Source organism: Botryobacter ruber (genome assembly GCF_003347595.2).
GTDB lineage: Bacteria > Bacteroidota > Bacteroidia > Cytophagales > Hymenobacteraceae > Pontibacter > Pontibacter ruber_A.
The window spans coordinates 42,829-63,416 of record NZ_QCZK02000020.1; the positions used below are offsets into that span (position 1 = coordinate 42,829).

Consider the following 20,588-nt stretch of genomic DNA (forward strand, 5'->3'; position numbering starts at 1 on the left):
TTCTGAAAATTATAATGTAACGTTAACACCAAAGGTCAAGAACCGGTAGAAAGGGAAGCGCTGGCTGAATGTGCTCACATTATTGTTATCACTATCACCAGTATTAGCCACTCTACGTGGTGCTTCCGGATCCCAGCCGTCGTTGATATGGCTTACTTCCCATAGGTCGTTGCCAGAGAAGTAGAAGCGCAGGGTCTGGATATTTACCTTCTGTGTAAGCGCATTTGGCAGCGTATAGCCTACCACCAGGTTCTTCAGACGTAGATAGGCACCGTTTTCAGCCACCCAGTCAGATGGATAATAGTTATAGTTGTTGATGGTACCCGTCGTAGAGATCCTGGGTAACCTTGCATCAGTTCTTTCTGGTGTCCACCATTGGTTTTCGAAAGCAGCATTCTGTGCCTGATAAACAACGGCTGCCGGAATTCTCCAGTTTCCATCGCGGATTAACGTGCGCTTGCCAACTCCCTGGAAGATGAAGTTAAAATCAAAGCCTTTCCATTGCAAACCACCATTAAATCCGTAAATCCATCTTGGATCATCTGTTCCAAGGAACTTGGCATCTTCCGGGAAGGTAATTCTACCATCTCCATTTACATCTCTGAACATGTTATCACCCAACTGAAGCGACGTATTTGGTGTGGTACCACTTGGAATGCCAACGTTGTTATTAGCAATCAACTGCTTATAAGCATCTAAATGCTCCTGATCCTGAATACGACCGGCATACTCAAGTCCAAAATAAGAGTTAATTGGATATCCTTCTACTGCACCGTTAAGTCCACGGTTTGAACTTTGGATAAGTGTCTGACCACCAAAATCAACTAACTCATTTTTGAAGTCAGAAACATTACCGCCAATATGATAAGAAACATCCCCAAGTTGGTCCCTCCAGTTCAAGGCAAACTCCCATCCCCAAGTTTTCAACTCGCCATTGTTACCCTCAGGAGCATTTGCGCCCAACACAGATGGTAAAGTTCTGGCAATTAACATATTTTCATTTCGCTTAATGAAGTACTCCGCACTACCAGATAAGCGGTTATTCAGGAAGGAGAAATCAAGCCCTAGGTTAGAAGTATTTACTGTTTCCCAGGTTCTGTCAAATGCAACCAAGCCGGCCGGTGACACTCTTACAACCGGAGAACCTCCGATAATTGGGAAGGAATTGCTAGTCGGACCAGGCGAGAAGTTCAAATTCATGAACTGGATGTAGTCATACATGCCTATGCCGCTCTGGTTTCCTACAGATCCCCATGATGCTCTTAATTTTAGTTCACTTAAGAAGTCTACATCTCTCAAGTAGCTTTCTTCACTCAGGCGCCATCCAGCCAGAAATCCGTAAAAGAACTTCCAGCGGTCTTCAGGCCGGAACCTGGAGGAGCCATCGTAGCGGGCATTTGTTTCAAACAGATACTTATCTCTGAAAGTATAATTAATACGGCCAAAACTACCTGCCAGTGCATAGTGGTTCTGTGCCTCAGCCACTGATTTAGAGCTTGGGTCGCCTGTGCTAAGGCTCAGAGACGAAGGTACATCCGGGATTATATCCAGGGTTCTTGCCAGATAACGGTTAAATTCATTCCGCTCATACTGCCCTCCTGCCATCACGCGTACCTCATGGTCTTCACCAAATTTATTCGCGTATTCCAGGTAACCATTTAAATTATAATAATGCTCCCGGCGATTGCCCCGCTGATAAAAGCTTCTGTTTCCACCTGATGGAGCCAAACCAGCGATAAATCCACCTGAATAGTCATAAAACTGAATCACATTCTCACGGGTACGGTAGTCTGCATCGTGGAAATAATACCCGGCAGCACCTACAGCCTTCAGGTTCTTTAAAATGTCGACTGTTAGATTGAAGTTAGCATTGATTCTAGTGTTTGCTTCTCTCGAATCGCCGCCAAGCTCTGCAATGCTAACGACAGAGGCATTCCCGATACCTGACCCCCATAGATAAGCCCGGCCATCTGCTGTGGCCGCAGGCGCTCCAGGCTGGTTACCATTGTTAAGAACTGCTCCGATGTTGGCTGGCTGCGTAATATTATTCTTTTCCAGCGACACATTACTTTCCAGCTTTACTCTCGGAGAGAATTGATAATCATGTGTTAAACGAAGATTGTACCGCTTATTGGAGTTATTTCCTACCTGTAGCAGGCTTCCATCCCCCAGATAACCCAGAGAAACTCTATAGCCTGAATTATCTGTTCTACCTGAAATACTTAACTGATGTTCTGTGGAAGTAGCATCCCCCCATAGTCTATCCTGCATTGTCCCGGGAAAGAAACCAAAATCCCTTACATCGGTAAAACCCGTAAAGCCTGCTGCTAGGTATTGTTCCCGCGTCATGATGTCGATGTTATTTTGATTGGCATAAATGGCAGCTTTTGCCAGGTTTACCCAAACATCATTTGCACCAAATCCATCATTTGTTCTCGCCTCAAGGATCATTGGCCCCCACCCAGTTATATCTACAAGATCAGGCATCAAACCAATTTTCTTTAAGGAAACTGATCCATTGTAGGAAATAGTAGGTTTGTCGGTCTTTGCCCGCTTTGTGGTAATCAAGACCACACCTCCGGCAGCCCTTGCACCATAAATAGATGCAGCAGCATCCTTTAGGAAGGAGATATTTTCAATATCGGCCGGGTTAAAGGAGTTTAGTGCAGCCGTATTGGGTAACGGCACTCCGTCTACAACTATTAAAGGCTCTGTACCATTCACAGAGCTGGCACCCCTGATCATAAAGTCCCAGCTTTCACGACCGGGTTGTGCAGAGTTTCTTGTAACAGCCACTCCTGGCACTTGGCCCTGTAATGCAGCCACCGGGTTGGCTATCGGTCCTCTATCCTCAAAAACTTTTGCATCAACTGTAGAAATTGCACCCGTCGCTGTAGCTTTACGCTGCGTACCATACCCTACTACCACCACTTCATCCAAGGCTTTGGTATCAGAAGCCAGTCTTACACTTATCTGATTTCTGCTGTTTATCGGCACTTCCTGCGATACATATCCTACATAAGAAACAACCAACGTCCCAGAGCCATCCGGAACATTTAGAGAGAAATTTCCATCTATATCTGTAGTCGTTCCTACAGAGGAATTGCCTTTCAGCATGATGGTTACTCCGGGCAAACCTGTACCGTCTGCCTGGGCAGTAACTCTTCCGCGTACTGTTACCTGGTTTTGTTGAGAAGAAGACTTAATCACTTCACTTAAAGATACCACCGGAGCTTCAACTTGCTCCGTTTTGCCGTTTTGGAAATTCAGCCAGGAACTTTCTGCTTGTGCAGTTCCCGGCCAACCAGCCTGTGCCAGGCACAAAGATGCGCACAGGGCAGAAACCGGCAGTTTAATTCTTCGTAATTTTAATCGCATATTAATAATGATTAGAATGTTTTACTTTGGTTTTTGGGTTAGTATTTCAGGCTCTTCTCTTCATTTTTATGGTAGTATCCTCTTTTTAATAAACTAATGTAAGTTCCTCAATATAATTAGCCGTTTTATGTAGCACACTGTTTTTCCTTAAATAAAAATAAGGAAGGATAACTGATGTACATCAACAGGTAAATTAACTCAGGTCGTTGCTCCCATCTAATAGCATAGAGTAGCACAAAGCTGCTATTGGACATGGTTTTGAAAAAATCTTGTAATTTTATAGATGGTGCAACATTGTTCAGTTATTCCCCTGTATTTATTCACTGACCTAAAGAACATTACTTCACATGCATCCTGAGGTGTCCCATGTACTGAAAAAACTTTCCACCAAATCGTTTTAGCCTCCTGCCATTACCAAATTTCAGGCTTGGGAGAATAATTTTCTTCAAGGCTAATTTTCTTCTGCACCTGCCACTAAAGCCGCTGCTACTATTATTTGTTCGCTTATGGTAAACCACATTAAATATAAATTTCTTTAAACTTGTTCGAGTGCAAAGCTTATGTAGAATTAACCATATAAGTTATGATATTTTATCTCGGTTCTGCTCCTGAATAACAATAAGACAGCAATTGCAGCACCGGTAAAGCAGAGCTGTCCTGTATATTTTTTTCCACTCCCTTCAATATTTTTCGGGCCTTGTATCTAAAAATATAGCAATAGCAAAGTGATAACACCACAACAATAAGCCGAACCTGCATCAATAAAATGCAATAATTATTCGATTTAGTAAGGCTAATTACTAAGAAAGGTTAAATTATTTTTTATACCATCTATTGCATTAACTATTTTTTTTCTTCACCTTTACCAAACAATCGTTAGTTTCAGAACAATAGAGCCACTTTAAAGTCACGGGGTATTATCTGTTACTCTGCTTCTGAGGCAGCCTTAAATTGATATCAGAACTTAAATATCAGTTAACATGAATGTAGTTGATCAGACAAAATTAAATGAACAGGAAATGTGGCAACATTTCCAGGGTGGAGATGAAACTGCTTTTAGCCAGTTGTATCAGACATATGTACATGTAGTTTATAACTATAGCAGAAAGTTCTCTGACGATGAAGAACTGATAGAAGATTGCATTCATAACCTATTCCTGGATCTGTGGAAAAACCGGGAAAACCTGTCGGTTCCTACCTCTATCCGCTTTTACCTATTTGCTTCTGCGAAGAGAAGATTACATAAAGAAGCTAAAAAGAAAAAACATGTATGTATAGATGACTATACTATACTGGAAGCCAAGCAAGCGGAAAGATCTGTTTCCATCGAAGAACACTTGATTGAGGAGCAAAACCTTTCGCAGCAGAAAGTACTACTAAAACAAGGATTATCACTTCTCTCTGAAAACCAGCAGCAGGCCATATACTTAAAATTTTATAAAGACCTATCGTTCCAGGAAATCTCTGCTGCCATGAATATGAGCACAGACAACATTTATAAATTAGTAAGTCGGGGATTGGCTGTTCTAAAGAAGAACGTCAAGCTTGCTTATGCTGTAGCTCCTTTTGCTATACTTTTTTTATAATCCTTTACTAAATCGATTTAGTAAATCGAGTTTGATTAATAGAAAAGTTTCACTTGGCCCTTATTCTCTGCTTTATAGGTTATAGCAGGTCTTTTTAGGCAGAAAGTAAGTAGTCCAGCTACTAAATTACATTATAGGTTACTCTATTCGCCATACATTTGGTGTATTGGTCCAATAATCACTCACCTTCTTTTATCCCTAGCTTCCTTTTCAAAGCTCACCAGGTTAAACATCTCCCGCATCCGGGACCTGACCCGGCTCCCATAGGTCTTCTCCATCTCGGAGCTGGTCAGGTTGGTAGTCAGGTGCGTCTTCACTCCCTGCGACACAAACAGGTCGTAGCGACTCAGGAGAACTTCCCCCATCACATTGCACATGTTGCCGTAGTACCTGAGGCTGCTTTCGGCTCCCAAGTCATCGAAGCAGTACCCGCCTGGCTTTCTGGAGGGACTCCACACAATGCCCTGGCTGAAGCGTTGGATCACCTCGTATCCTTCCCGGTGGAATTCAAAGCTGACCTCCCGGCAGGACTTCACCCGGTAGCACTCATCGGGAGAGGTGAACAGCCTCAGCAGCGTCATCAGGCTGGTCTTACCACAACCGGTGGGGCCGATGAGCAGTATCCCCTTCCGGAGGCTCAGCCCCTGCCGCTCGGCCTGCTCCCGGTCCCCTATCATGTAGGACAGCAGCTTGCCCAGGAGCGGCTGGTCCTCCTCATGCAGCCTGAAATGCTCCCCGTACAGCTCTTTTCCTTTCCGCTCCAGCAGAGCCAGGCACCGGCCCAGGTCCCGCTGCTGATTTACTGCTGCTTCCACCACAGCCTCAGAGGGGTTCGCTGTAGTCTTTCGTTTCTCCCCTGTAGCCTGTGGCAGGCTCTGCTGCACGATTTCCCTGATAGCTTGCATAATTGTTTTCGTTTATCCCGTTGATCATCCATTTCCGAGCTGCCGCCTGCCAGTCCTGCATCGGCGTCCGCCCCAACTGCCAGCCGTTGGCGCTGTAGTGGTGGAAGAAGCGGAAGGCCTCCAGTTCCGGCCAGCCCTCCTCCAGGAAAAAAGCCTGTACCGCCTCCAGGCCCGGCAGCTCTCTTCGCCTTTCTTTCTTTTCTTTTTTGGCGCAACTTTTTTCTTTTCTTTCTTTTCCGGATTTTCCAGTGTCCCTCCCTTCCTGTTCATTTTCTGAACTGGTTGTAAAAATGGGTGCTACTCTAAAGTTTAATTTGTTTAATATGTTTTTATTGTTTATATAGTTTATAGAAGGGCCTAGCTCCCGTTCAGCGCCACTACAGCACCCCTCCACTGCCGGTTCTCCACTGGTACAGCAAATGGACAGGTATTCATCTTGCTTTTTGCCCTCCTTTTTTTCAAAACCCAGCATGTAGACCAGGCTCCCGCGGAAGTAATTGTAGGAGGGGTCGTAGTGGATATAGCCCCAGCCATGGAGCTCCTTGATGCATTTGTGGTAGGTAACACGGGAGCTGATTTTGGAGATGTCCATTACCTCCGCTCGTGAGATAGAGATGGGATTTTTGAAGCGGCACATGTTCCACTGCTGGAACAGGGCCATGTAGAGGCTCATGTGCGTGGGGTTGAGCCGGTAATCTTTCGAAGCCAGCTCAAAAAAGCCGGTCAGGTGCGTGATGTAGTTCATAGTCCTGCTGTTTGATTGTTGCTTTTGTTCCCTTCCATCAGTTTCTCGATATCCTCCTGGCGGTAGTAGATGGTGCCCCCGATCTTGCTGAAAGGCAGGGTGCCGTTAATGCGCAGGGTCTGCAGGGTGGCCGGTGAAATCTTCAGCAGCTTGCGAACTTCTGCCGACTTAAGAATTTGCTTCTGGGTTTGAGTTGGCTGCTTTTGGCTGAGCAGCTGCTGCAGTTCCTCGAGCAGTTGCCGCCGGAAGTGCTGCAGATCTTCTTTGGTAATGATCTCTACTGACATAACATTAGCTTTTGGTTAGGCCCTAAAACTGCAAAAGCCACCGCAGCATTTTTCAGTAGGTCATCCGTAGTTGGGAAAAATTCAGCTTACCCCGAAAAGGGAAGGAAAACAGGTAAAATTCAGAAGACAGGGTAACTTTAACTGCAAAAAGGGGCACAACAGAAGCCAAATACAGCCTTCACAACCACCTCGATTCACCTAAAACAGCCACAGAAAATATTCCCCAAGTTGGGGAGACCTTGTGAAAAACACCGCTACCTCCTGCCAATCTTTGGCTTTCCACCTCAAAAAGCCATGGAAAGAAAAACTACACCAACACCCCCTCCAGCCAGAGGAAAACCGGTAAAACCGGCGCTGTTACCCCTGGAAAGCAGCGGTCCTATAGGTAGCTATCCACTTCAAATCCTCAAAAGGGGCAGGTCTTCGGTAACATCCGGAGGAGGGGAAGCCTGCGGTCTGGTGCAGGCAGCAAGATGTATTTTTGTAAACAAAAAAGGCTGCCTCCCCTCCCTTTCGGTCCGTCCCGTTGCCCCTTCACCTCGGAACTCGGTTTCTGTTTTTGATGCCTAATTATGCCAAGAAAGAAGAATCCACAACCAGAGCAGCTCCTCTCCCGCCTGCTTACTATCCGGTTGACGGAACAGGAATACAGGCGGCTGGAGAGCATCCGGCTCCAAAGCGACTGCCACTCCATCGGGGAGGTAATCCGCCGCATCCTCACGCGACAGCCCATCAAGCTATTCCATCAGGACAGCACGATGGACAGTGTGGTAGAGAAACTGGCGGCCGTACGTGCCGAGCTGCGGGCCATCGGCATCAACATCAACCAGATCACCCGCCACTTTAACGGCACCACCAACAGCCATAAGCGCGTGCTGCTGGCCCACCAGGCCCTCGAGCACTACCGGAAGGTGGAGACCAAGGCCAACCTGCTGCTATCACTCATCTCTCAACTGGCCAGGAAATGGTAGCAAAGATCATCACCGGCAAAAGCATTAAAGGCGCCCTCAACTACAACGAGCACAAGGTGCGGGAGGGAAAGGCGGAGCTCATCTTTGCCAGCCGTTTCCTGCTGGAGCCGGAGGAGCTTTCGTTCCGGGATAAGCTGGCGCGCTTCGAACGGCTGCTGGAGAAAAGCCCGCAGGTCAAAACCAACACGCTCCACATCTCCCTCAACTTCGCCATTGGCGAGAAGCTCGAACTCGAGCGGCTGCAGGCCATCGCCATCCGCTACATGGACAAGATCGGCTTTGGAGAACAGCCCTACCTGGTCTACCGTCACCACGATGCGGCCCACCCCCACCTGCACATTGTCACCACCAACATCCGTTCCGACGGCAGCCGCATCGACCTCCACAATATCGGCAGGCTCCGTTCCGAGCCTGCCCGTAAAGAAATTGAACTGGAGTACGGGCTGGTGCAGGCAGAAAAGATGAAAAAGGCAGAAACACTCTCGCTGCAGCCCCTGAGGTTGGAGAAGGTAGTTTACGGCAAGTCGGAAACCAAGCGCAGCATCGCCCATATCGTCACATCCGTAACCCGCCACTACAACTACACCAGCCTGACCGAGCTCAACGCCGTGTTGCGCCATTTTGGGGTAACGGCAGACCGGGGAGGCGAAGGCACACAGATGCATCAAAAAATGGGGCTGGTCTACAGCATCGTTAGCGAAAAAGGAGAAAAGCAGGGAGTGCCCATCAAAGCCAGCGCCCTCCCTGGAAAGCCCACCCTGGCTTACCTGGAAAAGCAATTTGAAAAGAATAAACTCAGCAGGAAGCCTTACCAGCTCTCGCTACGGAGCACCATCGACAAAGTCTTCCGCAGCCACCCCACCAGCAGCCGGGAAAGTTTTGTAAAGCGGCTGAAAAAGCAGGACATCCAGGTGATCTTCCGCGAAAACAGCCAGGGTATCACCTACGGCGTGACCTACATCGACCACCGCCACCGGGCCGTGTTCAACGGTAGCGAGCTGGGCAAAGCCTACAGTGCCAAAGCATTGATGGAACGCTTCAGCCAAAGCGGGGAACTGCGGAAAATGGGAAGGAATGCAGAGCAGAAAGAAACAACAAAGCAATTAATCAAAGGCAACCGGAAAACAGGGCCGCATGAGCAGGAAACAATTCATCCGCAAAAACCAGATGCGCCCGGACTACTCGATGTGCTCCTGAAAGCAGAGCAACAGGATTACCTGCCGGATTCGCTCCGCCGGAAAAGAAAAAAGCGCCGCCGAAGACCCAGGCTCTGAGACCAGAACTTTTCACTCATAACTCTAAACTCTTAACTAGAAAAAGTGAACACCGGAGAAAACCAACAGGCCCTTCGCCAGATTATCGACTTCACCAGGCTGCTGAGCCTCGTTATCCTGCTGCTGCATTTCTACATCGCCTGCTACGCTGCCTTTGCACACTGGGAGCTGACCGCTCCTGTCGTGGACCGTATTCTGCTCAACATCCAAAAGCTCCCCTTATTCCAGGGCCTGCTGGCACCGAAAGCCGCTGCCCTGCTCCTGCTCTTTATCTCCCTGCTGGGAGCCAAAGGAAAAATAGACGAGCACATCAAACGCAGCACCATCTGGGTTTACCTCCTCCTGGGACTGCTGCTCTACTGGGGGAGCTATGTATTCCTTTTGAGCTCTGCAGAAGCCACCATAGCCACTGCTCTCTATATAGGCACCACGGCTATCGGCTACCTGCTCATCCTGTCGGGTGGAACACTGCTTTCCCGGCTGATCAAACTGCAGCTGGACAAGGACATCTTCAACCGGCTTAACGAATCTTTCCCGCAGGAAGAGCGCCTGCTGGAGAATGAATATTCCATCAACCTGCCTGCCCAATACAATCTCCAGGGCAAAAAGCGCCGCAGCTGGATCAACATCATCAATCCCTTCCGGGCCCTGCTGGTGATCGGCACGCCCGGAGCCGGCAAATCCTACTTCGTCATCCGCCACGTTATCACCCAGCATATCCAGAAAGGCTTTGCCCTCTTCCTCTATGATTTCAAGTACGATGACCTGACCCGCATCGCCTATAACACATTACTCAAGCACCAGGACAAGTACCCCGTAAAGCCACGGTTCTACGTCATCAACTTTGACGACCTCTCCAGGACCCATCGCTGCAATCCGCTCGACCCGGACACCATGAACGACATCACCGACGCCACCGAAGCCTCCCGCACCATCATGCTGGGGCTTAACCGGGAGTGGATCAAAAAGCAGGGGGATTTCTTTGTCGAGTCGCCCATCAACTTCGTCACGGCCATCATCTGGTTTCTAAAGAAATACCAGGACGGACGGTACTGCACCCTGCCGCACGTCATCGAACTCATGCAGGCGCCCTATGAGCAGCTCTTCTCCCTCCTGCGAACAGAGCCCGAAATAGAGGTGCTCATTAACCCCTTTGTTTCCGCCTTCGAGCAGGAGGCCGTGGACCAGCTCGAGGGGCAGATCGCCAGCGCCAAAATCAGCATGGCCCGGCTGGTCTCCCCGCAACTCTACTACGTGCTCTCGGGCAACGATTTCACACTCGACCTCAACAACCCTAGGGAGCCCAAGCTCATCTGCCTGGGTAATAACCCGCTTAAGCAGCAGGTGTACGGGGCGGTGCTCTCCCTCTACATTTCCAGGGCCATCAAGCTGGTCAACCAGAAGAACCGGCTCAAGAGCAGCCTCGTTTTCGATGAGTTCCCCACCATCTACTTCAACGGCATCGACAGCCTTATTGCCACGGCCCGCTCCAACAAAGTAGCCACCACCCTGGGCGTACAGGACTACAGCCAGCTCAAGAAAGACTATGGCCGCGAACAGGCCGAAGTGGTGATGAACATTGTGGGCAACGTCATCAGCGGACAGGTTACCGGGGAGACAGCCAAACAGCTTTCCGAGCGCTTCGGTAAAATCCTGCAGCGGCGGGAAAGCGTGTCCATTAACAGCAGCGACACCTCCGTGAGCCGCTCCACCCAGTTGGATGCCGCTGTTCCCCCTGCCACCATTGCCTCTCTTTCCTCGGGGGAATTTGTGGGCATGGTAGCCGATGACCCGCAGTGCCGGATAGAGCTAAAGGCCTTCCACGCCGAAATCCTTAACGACCATAAAGCCATCGCTAAAGAGGAGAAAGCCTATGTACCTATTCCCCTCATTCGAAACGTGGATGCGACGACTATTCAGGAGAATTATGAGCGGGTAAAAGCGGAGGTACAGCAGATTCTGACATCAGCACCGGCACCGGAATAACTAAACAATTAAATTAAACTATTTCGTGTCGACCACTTTAAAACCTATAAAAATAGCCTCCAAAAATCTTATAATATTTAAATATACCAATATTTAGTTATAAAATATTTATTAAATATATAATTTTAAATATGTTACGATACCATCTTACAATTCCTATTTTTTTGTACAAACAATGCTTATTTTTAATCATAGACTTTAACCTTACTTAACCCTAAAAACATGTATGAAAACAATTTAGAACAGGCACTAAAAAACACTAGCTAAAATAGTAAAAAACAAAGCAACTGCTACCCAAAACGCGTTTCCAAAGAAATAGCATAAAACAGGCGTAGCAGCATAATCATTCAGCAGCATATGTGACACTTGTAAAAAATAGAAACCATTGTTATGATACAGCAAGCCGAAACACTTTACGACCAGCTAGAGGAAAAGCTACGGGAGGTAGAAACAATGTCTTCCGTCACACCGGTACAACGCCATGAAACAAACCTGAAGCTTTTAAACGAAACCATACAGGAGCTTAAACAACTGGTTATCAGCTACAGTTTTCCTTGCGAGGAAGAAGAAATAAAATTTTTCCGCTACATCAAGCCCAGGTTCACCAGCCTCCTGATCTACCACTCCCGGATGGCCCTGCTGGAGCTCAGGCTGGCGCTTGCCAGTCCCAGAAACATTCGGGAATATTACGAAAACGAGCTCCAGCTCATACGAAATTTCATTAACGACCATAGCCAGTTCTACCATTACTTATATTCCGGCGCCACCTTCCTGGACTCGAAGTATTTTGTGCGGGGAAGTTGTGATTTTCCTTTATGCTACAGTGTCTCCATGCTCAGCACATCAACACCCGACACCGACAGCCGTTTTACCACCCATTATGATTATATTGCCGCCTGCTTCCAGGCAAACGAGAAACTTCGTGATTTTTTTCTAAAATCACTGATGTTACAGGATGCCGGAATAAGCCCCGAAAATTTACACAATCCTGAAAAAAGTAACTTTTCCTGGACGGGCTGCAAAACGCATCTGGTCGAATTGGCTTATGCCCTTTATGAATCCGGGCAGATCAACAGTGGCACCGCCGGGGTGATGGAAATCGTGGAGCGCCTGGCGCAACTGTTCCAGGTAGATCTGGGCAATAACATTTACCGCACTTTCCAGGAAATACGCCAGCGCAAGAAAGACAGTCGCACCAAACTGCTCGACCTGATGAAAGAGCGGCTCCTGCGAAGAATGGACGAACTGGATGACGCTTAAAAAAGCATTCCTTTGGAGGATACGATAGGCTAGACACAAAAAAGAGGCTGTGGAAATATGGAAAAGCTCCCAAAGGGACTTTACCACATTTCCACAGCTCAATGGTAGTTGTTGTTTTGAATTGATTATTGTTTGTATGGAAAGCTTGAAAGCTAAGTATAATCATTGCTGCTGAAGGAGAAAATCGTCAAGTATCTTGTGCAAAATACTTGACATCTTCCATGGAATGAGCAGCCCCGGTTTTCACCACTGATTAATTTTATTTTTCCCACCTACGGAACACCTTGTGAAAAACAGGCTGCAGTTCCTCCCAACTTGCCTTCAGTTTCTGTCGCACGTGGCGACAGAAGAAAAGTCAGAAGGCCATGCTTCACCATCTTACCTGGACCCAGTTCTTTCTTGCAACAGGCACCAGCCTGCTGCTCTACTACCTCATCGTGACGTTGCTCTGTTACCGCCAGGAGCTGAAAGCACTGGTAGAAAAAGCAACAGCCAGGTTGCTACCGCAAGTGTTCCTTACCTCCTCCACACCGGAAACCGCACAACCAGGCATTCTGGCGGAATCCACCCCGCCAACCATACCCACCGATTCACCCATAGGAGCTGTCTCCACACAGGATGCTCCGACTGTATCCGATGCATTCGAGCTACAAGTAGCACCCCGAACGCAAGGAGAAGAGGAAGAGGATGATATGGAAGAGACAGACAGCGCTATTCTTTCTGTAAAAACAACTTCAGCGACGGAGCCGCCTATTTTTCCCATGGGCACGCTGGCTGACCTGCTGGAGGAAATCAAGCCCCTGCTGGAGCTGGTAGCGGAGACGCAGCTGGAAAAGGTGGAATTCATTTCCCTTTTGCAGCTTATCATCTCCAGGTACAGCCGCACCGCCCAAAGCCAACACCAGGACCAGGTGCAGCAGTTCCTCCTCGAGCAAAGCCAGGTCAAGCTCCCCTACGAGCTCACCCCAGAAGACCTGCAGGTACTCTGGCCGAAAAGCTAATCCACTACACATAAATTTATTACTGCTTATTCCTAACCTCAACTAAAACCACAAAGCACATGAAAAAGCAAGCAACCCTCCCGGAGCAAAAAAAAGCCACTGCTATTGCTACGCTCCTGCTCCTTTTTGCCGTAGCGCTTACCGCCCAGGCACAATCAGCCGACGGCAACGCAGGCATCTCCCAGGCTACCCAAATGGTGCGCGGCTACTTCGATACCGGCACCAGCCTGATGTACGCCATCGGCGCCGTGGTGGGACTGGTAGGCGCTGTTAAAGTCTACCAGAAATGGAACGGTGGCGAGCCGGACACGGGCAAGGTGGCGGCCGCTTGGTTTGGCAGCTGTATTTTCCTGGTAGTCGTGGCCACGGTGCTCCGCTCCTTCTTTGGCGTCTAACCCGGTCCGGCAATGGCAAACAGCATTTACCAGGTTAACAAGGGCATTAACCGGCCCATCGAGTTCCGGGGCCTGCGGGCGCAGTACATCGGCTACCTGGCCGCAGGGCTGGTATTCCTGCTGCTGCTTTTTGCCGGCATGTACCTGGCCCGCGTGCCCCTGCTCTTGTGCCTGGTTATCATCCTGCTCTCCGGCGCGGCTTTGTTTGCAGGTGTCTACCACCTGAACAGAACCTACGGGGAGCACGGCCTGCTCAAAAAGTTTGCCAGCCGCAGCATTCCCCGCTACATCCGCCTGAGCACCCGCAGCACCTTCTGGAAACTTTATCAAACATCAATTAACCGGAATAACCATGGCACAGCCGATTGATCTGGAAAACCTGCTGCCTGTCTACAAGGTGGAGCACGGCTGCATCCTCTCCCGACAGGGCGACATCACCCTGGCTTATGAAGTAACGCTGCCGGAGATCTTTACCCTCTCCGATACTGAGTACGAGGCGCTCCACCAGGCACTCATCAAAGCCATCCGCCTGCTGCCCCGCTTTACCGTGTTCCACAAGCAGGACTGGTTCCTGGAATCCTTCTACCGGGCCGACTACAAAGACGGGCAAAGCTTCCTTTCCAGGGCCAGCGAGCGCTTCTTTCACAAGCGGCCGTACCTCGAACACCACTGCTACATCCTGATCACCAAAAAGCCCGAAGACCGCCGCCCTGCCTCTTCGCTAGTCTCCAACCTGCTGCGCAAATCGCTGGCCCCGGAGCAAACCCTGCAGCCCCGGCTCTTCCAGGACTTTGTGGACCAGGCCGGGCAGTTTGAGCGCGTGCTGCAGGACAGCGGCTTTGTGACATTGTGCAGGCTGACGGATGCGGAACTGGCCGGCACCAAAGCCAAAGCAGGCCTCATCGAGCGCTACTGCGGTCTTTTGCCCAAAGAGGAAAGGCCCTTGCTGCAGGACATGCACCTGCAGGATGGTATCCGTATTGGCGAGAAGCACTGCCAGCTTTTTGCGCTGGCCGACGCGGAGCACCTGCCTTCGCTTTGCGGCTCCCGCATCAACTACGACAAGTACTCGACCGACCGCAGCAAGTTCTCCACCGGCTTTGCCGCTCCCCTCGGTCAGCTGCTTCCCTGCAATCATATCCTCAACCAGTACATTTTCCTGGAGGATGCCCAACAGACGCTCAAGCGGCTGGAGAGCAAGCGCCTGCGTTTGCAGTCGCTCTCGGCTTACTCGCGCGAGAACGCCCTGGCCCGTGATGCCACCCACGACTTCCTCAACGAGGCCATCATTCAGCAACGCCTGCCGGTAAAGGCGCACTTCAACGTGCTGGCCTGGACGGAGCAGCCGGAAAAGCAGAAAGAGCTGCGCAACCTCGTCTCCTCGGCCATGGCCCAACTGGATGCCACGCCCAAGCTGGAAACGGACGGGGCCCCGCAGATCTTTTGGGCAGGACTGCCGGGCAATGCAGCGGATTTCCCGATGAACGACACCTTCGAAACCTTCCTGGAGCAGGCCTGCTGCTTTTTAAACCTCGAGACCGGCTACCGCTCTTCCAGCAGTCCCGTCGGCCTGCGCCTGGGCGACCGGCTTACCGGCAAGCCCGTGCACGTGGATATTTCGGACGAGCCAATAAAGCAAAACATCTGCACGAACCGCAACAAGTTCATTCTCGGCCCCTCGGGCAGCGGCAAATCCTTTTTCACCAACCACCTGGTGCGCTCCTACCACGAGCAGGACAGCCACATCGTGCTGGTGGACGTGGGCCACTCCTACAAAGGATTATGCGAGCTGGTAAACGGCTACTACTTCACCTACACGGAAACCCGGCCCATCCGCTTCAACCCTTTCTACATTAGTAAAGACGACAGCCTGGACACGGAGAAAAAGGAAAGCATCAAAACGCTCCTGCTGGCGCTCTGGAAAAAAGACAGCGAAACGTTCTCCCGCTCCGAATACGTGGCCCTCTCCAATGCACTGGAGCTGTATTATAAGCACCTGAAGAAAAACCCAACAATCTTCCCCTGCTTTAACAGCTTTTATGAGTTTGTGCAGACAGTGTTTAAAGAAAAGCTGAAAGCGGACCGGGTAAAGGAAAAGGACTTTGATATCGACAACTTCCTCTACGTGCTCCGGCCCTACTACCAAAGCGGCGAGTTTGGCTACCTGCTCAACGCCCGCGAGAACCTGGATTTGCTCTCCGAGCGCTTCATCGTCTTCGAGCTCGACAACATCAAGGACCACCCCATCCTTTTCCCGGTGGTGACCATCATCATCATGGAAGTCTTCATCTCCAAGATGCGCAAGCTCAAAGGCGTCCGCAAAATCATTCTCATCGAAGAAGCCTGGAAAGCCATCGCCCGGGAAGGTATGGCCGAATACATCAGGTACCTGTTCAAGACGGTGCGCAAGTTCTACGGCGAGGCCATCGTGGTAACCCAGGAAGTGGAGGACATCATCTCCTCACCCGTGGTCAAGCAGGCCATCATCAACAACTCGGACTGCAAAATCCTGCTCGACCAGAGCAAGTACCTCAACAAGTTCGACGGCATCCAGCAGCTGCTGGGGCTCACGGAAAAGGAAAAGGCGCTGGTGCTCTCCATCAACAAAGCCAACGACCCGGCACGCAATTACAAGGAAGTCTTCATCAGCCTTGGCGGCACCCTCTCCCGCGTCTACCGCACGGAAGTATCGCTCGAGGAATACCTGACCTATACCACCGAAGAAGCGGAGAAAGTAAAGGTGCACGCTTACGCCCGGAAACATGGCGGGGACATCTGCAAAGGTATCGAAGAGTTGGCCAATGACATTAGGACCGGTTTAACAAAAGCTTAAATCTTCATCACCATGAAAAAGTATTTACAAATCGCGCTCCTGTCCCTATTACTGTTTACTGCAGCCGGTCTTCACCAACCGGCACAGGCGCAGGACCCCATCATGGAGGCCATCAAAGCGGGCGTCACCAAAGTGATTGTGGCTCTGGACCTGCAGGTGCAGCGACTGCAGAACCAGACCATCTGGCTGCAGAACGCCCAGAAGGTGCTCGAAAACAAGCTCTCCGAGTTGCGCCTCAACGAGATAGCGGAGTGGACCGAGCGGCAGCGCCAGCTCTACGACGAGTATTACCAGGAGCTCTGGAAGGTAAAAGCCGCTATTGGGTATTACCAGCGGGTGCGCGACATCATCGAAACACAGGCAGCCCTGGTGGCCGAGTACAAACGCTCCTTTGCGCTCTTCCGCCAGGACCGGAACTTCACGCCTGCCGAGCTGGACTTTATGCAACAGGTGTACACTGGCATCCTGGAAGCGAGCGTGCAGAACCTGGACCAGGTACTGCTGCTGGTAAATGCTTTCTCCACCCAGATGAGCGATGCTGCAAGGCTGGAACTCATCGAGCAGGCGGCTGACCGGCTGGAGCAGAACTACAGCGACCTGCGGGAGTTCAACGCCCAAAACGTGCAGCTGAGCCTGCAGCGGGCCAAAGAGCGGAACAACCTGCAAACGGTCCGAAGCCTTTATGGCCTTGACTAAGCTACCATTGTCACAACTAACAAACCAGATCCAAAACGATGAAACTACTCCTCTTCAGCCTGCTTTTGCTGACCGGCCTTGGCTGCCAAGCGCAGACATTCGACGAGTGGTTCCGGCAGAAGAAAACCAAAAAAGAATACCTGGTGCAGCAGATCGCAGCCTTACAGGCATACGCCGGTACCCTGCGGCAGGGCTACGAGATAGCCCGCAATGGGATCAACACCGTGCAACAGATCAAGAACGGCGACCTCGGTCTGCACCAGGCCTTTTTTGGCTCCCTCCAAAAAGTAAATCCCGCTCTCGGTAACAGCGCCCGGGTAGCGGACATTCTTTCCCTGCAGGCAGGCATTCTCCGTGACTTTGAGCAGACGCTACAGGCAGTCCGGAAGGAGAACCATCTACTGAATACAGAGCTCGCTTACCTGGAACAGGTGAAGGCAGCGCTGCTGCAGGCTTGCCTGCAGGAACTGGAAACGCTCTGGCTGGTGCTTTCTTCCAATGAACTGGAGATGGAGGATGAGGAACGGCTCCGGAAGCTGGAGAAGCTTTACCACACCATGCGGGACAAGCACCAGTTCACGCAGGCCTTCCTCCGGGAGGCGCAGGCACTGGCACTGCAGCGGGCAAAGGAAATACGCGAAGCAAAAACAGGCAAAGCATTACACGGAATACCATAAAAATTATTGAAAAAGGAATCATGAAACGGAAGCTACTCTTTTCATTCAGCATGTTGCTGCTCTTATTGGCAGCCTTCTTTCCTCAAAAAGCACAGGCACAGGAGGCGGAGATACAGCAACTGCTGCTCAACGTGCAGAAGCTCGATCAGCTCCGGCAGATCCTTTCGGACATGAAACAGGGCTACGCGCTCATCAGCAAGGGCTACGGCACCATCGTCTCCCTCTCGGAAGGCAACTTCAGCCTGCACGAAACTTTCCTGGACGGGCTCCTGGCGGTAAACCCTGCCGTGCGGGACTACAAGCGGGTGGCCGATATCATCAGCTGCCAGAAAAGTATCCTCTCCGAATACAAAAGCGCCTACAACCGCTTTCGCCAGGAGGGCAGCTTCTCGCCGGATGAGCTCAGCTACCTCAGTTCGGTGTACGGCAGCCTCTTTCAGCAAAGCCTGCGCCTGCTCGACGAACTCACGCTCATCCTCACGGCCGGGGAGCTGCGCATGAGCGACGGGGAACGGATGCAGGCCATCGACCGCATCTATGCCGGTATGCAGGAGCGGCTCGTGTTCCTGCGCCACTTCAACCGGCAGGCTTCCCTGCTGGCCCTGCAACGGAACCGGGAACTTGAGCAGGTCCGGTCACTGCAAAAAGTGTACGGATTGGAGAAGTAACCAACAGCCAAACAACGAAACACACATGCCATGAAAAAGCAGTTACTAACTTCCTTGCCGCTGCTAGTGCTGGCGCTCCTGCTGCCCAGCCTGGTGAAGGCGCAGGGGGTGGCTAATGATATGCATAGCCTGCACGCCGTGCTCGATGGGCTCTACGAGGAGATGATTCCCCTCTGCGAGCGGCTCATCGATGTGGGCCGCGGCCTGGCAGGATTTGCCACCCTCTGGTACATCGCCTCCCGCGTCTGGCGCCACCTGGCCAATGCCGAGCCGGTGGACTTTTACCCGCTGCTACGGCCTTTTGCCCTGGGCCTGGCCATCCTGCTCTTCCCGGCGGTTCTGTCGCTGCTGAACGGGGTGCTGCAGCCAACCGTCACCGCCACCTCTGCCATGGTGGAAGGCTCCAACCAGGCCATCGCCGTGCTCCTGCAGCGGAAAGAGGCGGCCATCCAGGCTTCGGATGCCTGGCAGCTGTACATGGGGCCCGACGGCAGCGGCGACAGGGAGAAGTGGTACCAATACACGCACCCGGACGACCCTGCGGGGGCAGGGGAAGGCTTGCTCGAGAGCATCGGCAACGACATGAAGTTTGCCATGGCCAAGTTCTCCTTCAGCTTCCGCCACTCCATCAAGCAGTGGCTATCGGAGGTGCTGCAGCTGCTCTTCCAAGCCGCTTCGCTCTGCATCAACACCATCCGCACCTTTTACCTCATCGTGCTCGGCATCCTGGGGCCGCTGGTGTTCGGCTTTGCCGTCTTTGATGGCTTCCAGCACACGCTCACCGTCTGGATTGCCCGCTACGTGAACGTGTACATGTGGCTGCCGGTGGCCAACATCTTTGGCAGCATCATCGCCAAAATACAAGAAAACATGCTCCGCCTCGATATCGGCCAGGTGGAAAACAACGGCAATACCTTTTTCAGCTCCACCGACACGGCTTACCTGATTTTTATGCTCATCGGCATCGTGGGCTACTTTACCGTGCCCAATGTCGCCAACTACATCATCCATGCCGGCGGCGGCAATGCCCTGCTGATGAAGGTGACCAACCTGCTCCACACTACCAGCCAGGCCGGCCCCTCGACCGTGGGCTCCGGGCTGAGCTATGCCGCCGGAGCCATGGGGCATGGAGCCAGCAGCCTCGTGCAGGGCTTTGCCGGGCACAGCGGCGGTTATGCTGCAAACAATTCAACAGAAAGCCATAGCTCCAGTAATTCGCCGACAGACAGCTACCAGCACGGGCGTCTTTCCGGTGATTCCTGGTGATGCTGATACACAATTACTGTACAATAAAATGTAAAACCATCATGTTCAGACAACTTCAAAACATCGACCGCGCCTTCCGCCACATCCGCGCATTCAGCCTCGTTTTCCTGGTAGCCTGCACGATTGTGAGCTGCTTTGCCGTCTACCTGAGCTATGAGCAGGTGCAGGCTGTGCAGGAACGGATTTATGTGCTGGCCGGGGACAAGGCGCTGGAAGCTTTTTCCACCGGCCGCCGTGAGAATATTCCGGTGGAGGCGCGCGACCATGTACGTACTTTCCACCGCTACTTCTTCACGCTCGACCCGGACGACAAGGTAATTGAAGCCAACATGCGCAAGGCCTTGTACCTGGCCGATGCCACGGCCAAGCGGGCCTACGATAACCTGCGCGAGAGCGGCTATATCTCGGGGATTATTTCGGGCAACATCAGCCAGGAGATAACTGTGGACAGCGTGCAGGTGGACACTGGACAGTATCCCTACTACTTCCGCTGTTATGCCCATCAGAAGCTCATCCGCGCCACCTCCATCCTGCGCCGCAGCCTCGTGACCGAAGGCTACCTGCGCAGTGTTTCCCGCTCGGACAACAACCCGCACGGCTTTATACTCGAGCGGTGGACGACGCTGGAAAACAAGGACCTGCACACCCAAAACCGCTAGC

18 protein-coding genes are annotated in these 20,588 nt (G+C 51.2%); 14 read left to right on the forward strand and 4 right to left on the reverse strand.

Annotation, left to right across the window (positions count from 1 at the left end; genetic code table 11):
• Window positions 1–9 precede the first annotated feature (9 nt).
• Window positions 10–3,378 (reverse strand): SusC/RagA family TonB-linked outer membrane protein, encoded by a 3,369-nt coding sequence (locus DCW36_RS04415; RefSeq protein ID WP_114782970.1) that lies wholly within the window; start codon window positions 3,376–3,378, stop codon window positions 10–12.
• 980 nt (window positions 3,379–4,358) lie between these two features.
• Between DCW36_RS04415 and DCW36_RS04420 the strand changes: the two genes are divergently transcribed.
• Entirely contained in the window at window positions 4,359–4,964 is a 606-nt protein-coding gene (locus DCW36_RS04420) for an RNA polymerase sigma factor (RefSeq protein WP_114782971.1), read from the forward strand.
• 182 nt (window positions 4,965–5,146) lie between these two features.
• On the opposite strand, the gene DCW36_RS04425 is transcribed toward DCW36_RS04420, so the two are convergent.
• Genes DCW36_RS04425 through DCW36_RS04435 form a run of 3 tightly spaced genes read right to left on the reverse strand, consistent with a single transcriptional unit; the run spans window position 5,147 to window position 6,901 of the window.
• Window positions 5,147–5,869, reverse strand: coding sequence for a P-loop NTPase family protein (locus DCW36_RS04425; RefSeq protein ID WP_240676047.1), 723 nt, complete (start codon window positions 5,867–5,869; stop codon window positions 5,147–5,149).
• Entirely contained in the window at window positions 5,787–6,614 is an 828-nt protein-coding gene (locus tag DCW36_RS04430) for a transcriptional regulator (protein ID WP_114782972.1), read from the reverse strand. The genes DCW36_RS04425 and DCW36_RS04430 overlap by 83 nt, the downstream gene beginning before the upstream one ends.
• Window positions 6,611–6,901 carry a helix-turn-helix domain-containing protein gene (locus DCW36_RS04435; protein WP_114782973.1) on the reverse strand — a complete coding sequence of 97 codons (291 nt, stop codon included), beginning with the start codon at window positions 6,899–6,901 and terminating at the stop codon, window positions 6,611–6,613. The genes DCW36_RS04430 and DCW36_RS04435 overlap by 4 nt, the downstream gene beginning before the upstream one ends.
• Before the next feature lie 572 nt (window positions 6,902–7,473).
• Here DCW36_RS04435 and DCW36_RS04440 point away from each other — a divergent pair.
• The 13 genes from DCW36_RS04440 to traK all read left to right on the forward strand — a co-directional run bounded on the left by DCW36_RS04440 (window position 7,474) and on the right by traK (window position 20,587).
• Window positions 7,474–7,872, forward strand: coding sequence for a plasmid mobilization protein (locus DCW36_RS04440; protein WP_114782974.1), 399 nt, complete (start codon window positions 7,474–7,476; stop codon window positions 7,870–7,872).
• A complete protein-coding gene (locus DCW36_RS04445; RefSeq protein WP_114782975.1) occupies window positions 7,866–9,146 on the forward strand; it encodes a relaxase/mobilization nuclease domain-containing protein in 1,281 nt (426 codons plus the stop codon). The genes DCW36_RS04440 and DCW36_RS04445 overlap by 7 nt, the downstream gene beginning before the upstream one ends.
• Window positions 9,147–9,191: 45 nt before the next feature.
• Complete coding sequence (mobC, locus tag DCW36_RS04450; protein WP_114782976.1) at window positions 9,192–11,132, forward strand: conjugal transfer protein MobC; 1,941 nt, start codon at window positions 9,192–9,194, stop codon at window positions 11,130–11,132.
• A 390-nt stretch (window positions 11,133–11,522) separates the two neighbouring features.
• Entirely contained in the window at window positions 11,523–12,392 is an 870-nt protein-coding gene (locus tag DCW36_RS04455) for an RteC domain-containing protein (protein WP_114782977.1), read from the forward strand.
• 365 nt (window positions 12,393–12,757) lie between these two features.
• On the forward strand, window positions 12,758–13,393 hold the full coding sequence (locus tag DCW36_RS04460; protein ID WP_114782978.1) for a hypothetical protein: 636 nt from the start codon (window positions 12,758–12,760) through the stop codon (window positions 13,391–13,393).
• Window positions 13,394–13,452: 59 nt separating this feature from the next.
• Window positions 13,453–13,788 carry a DUF4134 domain-containing protein gene (locus DCW36_RS04465; protein WP_114782979.1) on the forward strand — a complete coding sequence of 112 codons (336 nt, stop codon included), beginning with the start codon at window positions 13,453–13,455 and terminating at the stop codon, window positions 13,786–13,788.
• A 12-nt stretch (window positions 13,789–13,800) separates the two neighbouring features.
• A complete protein-coding gene (locus tag DCW36_RS04470; RefSeq protein WP_114782980.1) occupies window positions 13,801–14,157 on the forward strand; it encodes a DUF4133 domain-containing protein in 357 nt (118 codons plus the stop codon).
• Complete coding sequence (locus DCW36_RS04475) at window positions 14,141–16,621, forward strand: TraG family conjugative transposon ATPase (protein WP_114782981.1); 2,481 nt, start codon at window positions 14,141–14,143, stop codon at window positions 16,619–16,621. The genes DCW36_RS04470 and DCW36_RS04475 overlap by 17 nt, the downstream gene beginning before the upstream one ends.
• Before the next feature lie 12 nt (window positions 16,622–16,633).
• A complete protein-coding gene (locus DCW36_RS04480) occupies window positions 16,634–17,317 on the forward strand; it encodes a conjugal transfer protein TraI (protein WP_114782982.1) in 684 nt (227 codons plus the stop codon).
• Window positions 17,318–17,355: 38 nt separating this feature from the next.
• Entirely contained in the window at window positions 17,356–17,994 is a 639-nt protein-coding gene (locus DCW36_RS04485) for a hypothetical protein (RefSeq protein ID WP_114782983.1), read from the forward strand.
• A gap of 20 nt (window positions 17,995–18,014) precedes the next feature.
• Complete coding sequence (locus DCW36_RS04490) at window positions 18,015–18,662, forward strand: TerB family tellurite resistance protein (protein WP_240676048.1); 648 nt, start codon at window positions 18,015–18,017, stop codon at window positions 18,660–18,662.
• A gap of 30 nt (window positions 18,663–18,692) precedes the next feature.
• Window positions 18,693–19,928 carry a conjugative transposon protein TraJ gene (gene traJ / locus DCW36_RS04495; protein WP_114782985.1) on the forward strand — a complete coding sequence of 412 codons (1,236 nt, stop codon included), beginning with the start codon at window positions 18,693–18,695 and terminating at the stop codon, window positions 19,926–19,928.
• A gap of 41 nt (window positions 19,929–19,969) precedes the next feature.
• The gene (gene traK / locus DCW36_RS04500; protein WP_114783002.1) at window positions 19,970–20,587 is read left to right on the forward strand and encodes a conjugative transposon protein TraK; all 618 of its coding nucleotides are present in this window, start codon (window positions 19,970–19,972) and stop codon (window positions 20,585–20,587) included.
• Window position 20,588: the final 1 nt, after the last annotated feature.

Coding starts and splice junctions, on each gene's coding strand:
- DCW36_RS04485 (WP_114782983.1), top strand. CDS start 17,356: ATGAAACTACTCCTCTTCAGCCTGCTTTTGCTGACCGGCCTTGGCTGC.
- DCW36_RS04475 (WP_114782981.1), top strand. CDS start 14,141: ATGGCACAGCCGATTGATCTGGAAAACCTGCTGCCTGTCTACAAGGTG.
- DCW36_RS04440 (WP_114782974.1), top strand. CDS start 7,474: ATGCCAAGAAAGAAGAATCCACAACCAGAGCAGCTCCTCTCCCGCCTG.
- DCW36_RS04445 (WP_114782975.1), top strand. CDS start 7,866: ATGGTAGCAAAGATCATCACCGGCAAAAGCATTAAAGGCGCCCTCAAC.
- DCW36_RS04470 (WP_114782980.1), top strand. CDS start 13,801: ATGGCAAACAGCATTTACCAGGTTAACAAGGGCATTAACCGGCCCATC.
- DCW36_RS04420 (WP_114782971.1), top strand. CDS start 4,359: ATGAATGTAGTTGATCAGACAAAATTAAATGAACAGGAAATGTGGCAA.
- DCW36_RS04465 (WP_114782979.1), top strand. CDS start 13,453: ATGAAAAAGCAAGCAACCCTCCCGGAGCAAAAAAAAGCCACTGCTATT.
- traJ (WP_114782985.1), top strand. CDS start 18,693: ATGAAAAAGCAGTTACTAACTTCCTTGCCGCTGCTAGTGCTGGCGCTC.
- DCW36_RS04490 (WP_240676048.1), top strand. CDS start 18,015: ATGAAACGGAAGCTACTCTTTTCATTCAGCATGTTGCTGCTCTTATTG.
- DCW36_RS04480 (WP_114782982.1), top strand. CDS start 16,634: ATGAAAAAGTATTTACAAATCGCGCTCCTGTCCCTATTACTGTTTACT.
- DCW36_RS04435 (WP_114782973.1), bottom strand. CDS start 6,901: ATGTCAGTAGAGATCATTACCAAAGAAGATCTGCAGCACTTCCGGCGG.
- DCW36_RS04425 (WP_240676047.1), bottom strand. CDS start 5,869: ATGCAAGCTATCAGGGAAATCGTGCAGCAGAGCCTGCCACAGGCTACA.
- DCW36_RS04455 (WP_114782977.1), top strand. CDS start 11,523: ATGATACAGCAAGCCGAAACACTTTACGACCAGCTAGAGGAAAAGCTA.
- DCW36_RS04430 (WP_114782972.1), bottom strand. CDS start 6,614: ATGAACTACATCACGCACCTGACCGGCTTTTTTGAGCTGGCTTCGAAA.
- DCW36_RS04460 (WP_114782978.1), top strand. CDS start 12,758: ATGCTTCACCATCTTACCTGGACCCAGTTCTTTCTTGCAACAGGCACC.
- traK (WP_114783002.1), top strand. CDS start 19,970: ATGTTCAGACAACTTCAAAACATCGACCGCGCCTTCCGCCACATCCGC.
- DCW36_RS04415 (WP_114782970.1), bottom strand. CDS start 3,378: ATGCGATTAAAATTACGAAGAATTAAACTGCCGGTTTCTGCCCTGTGC.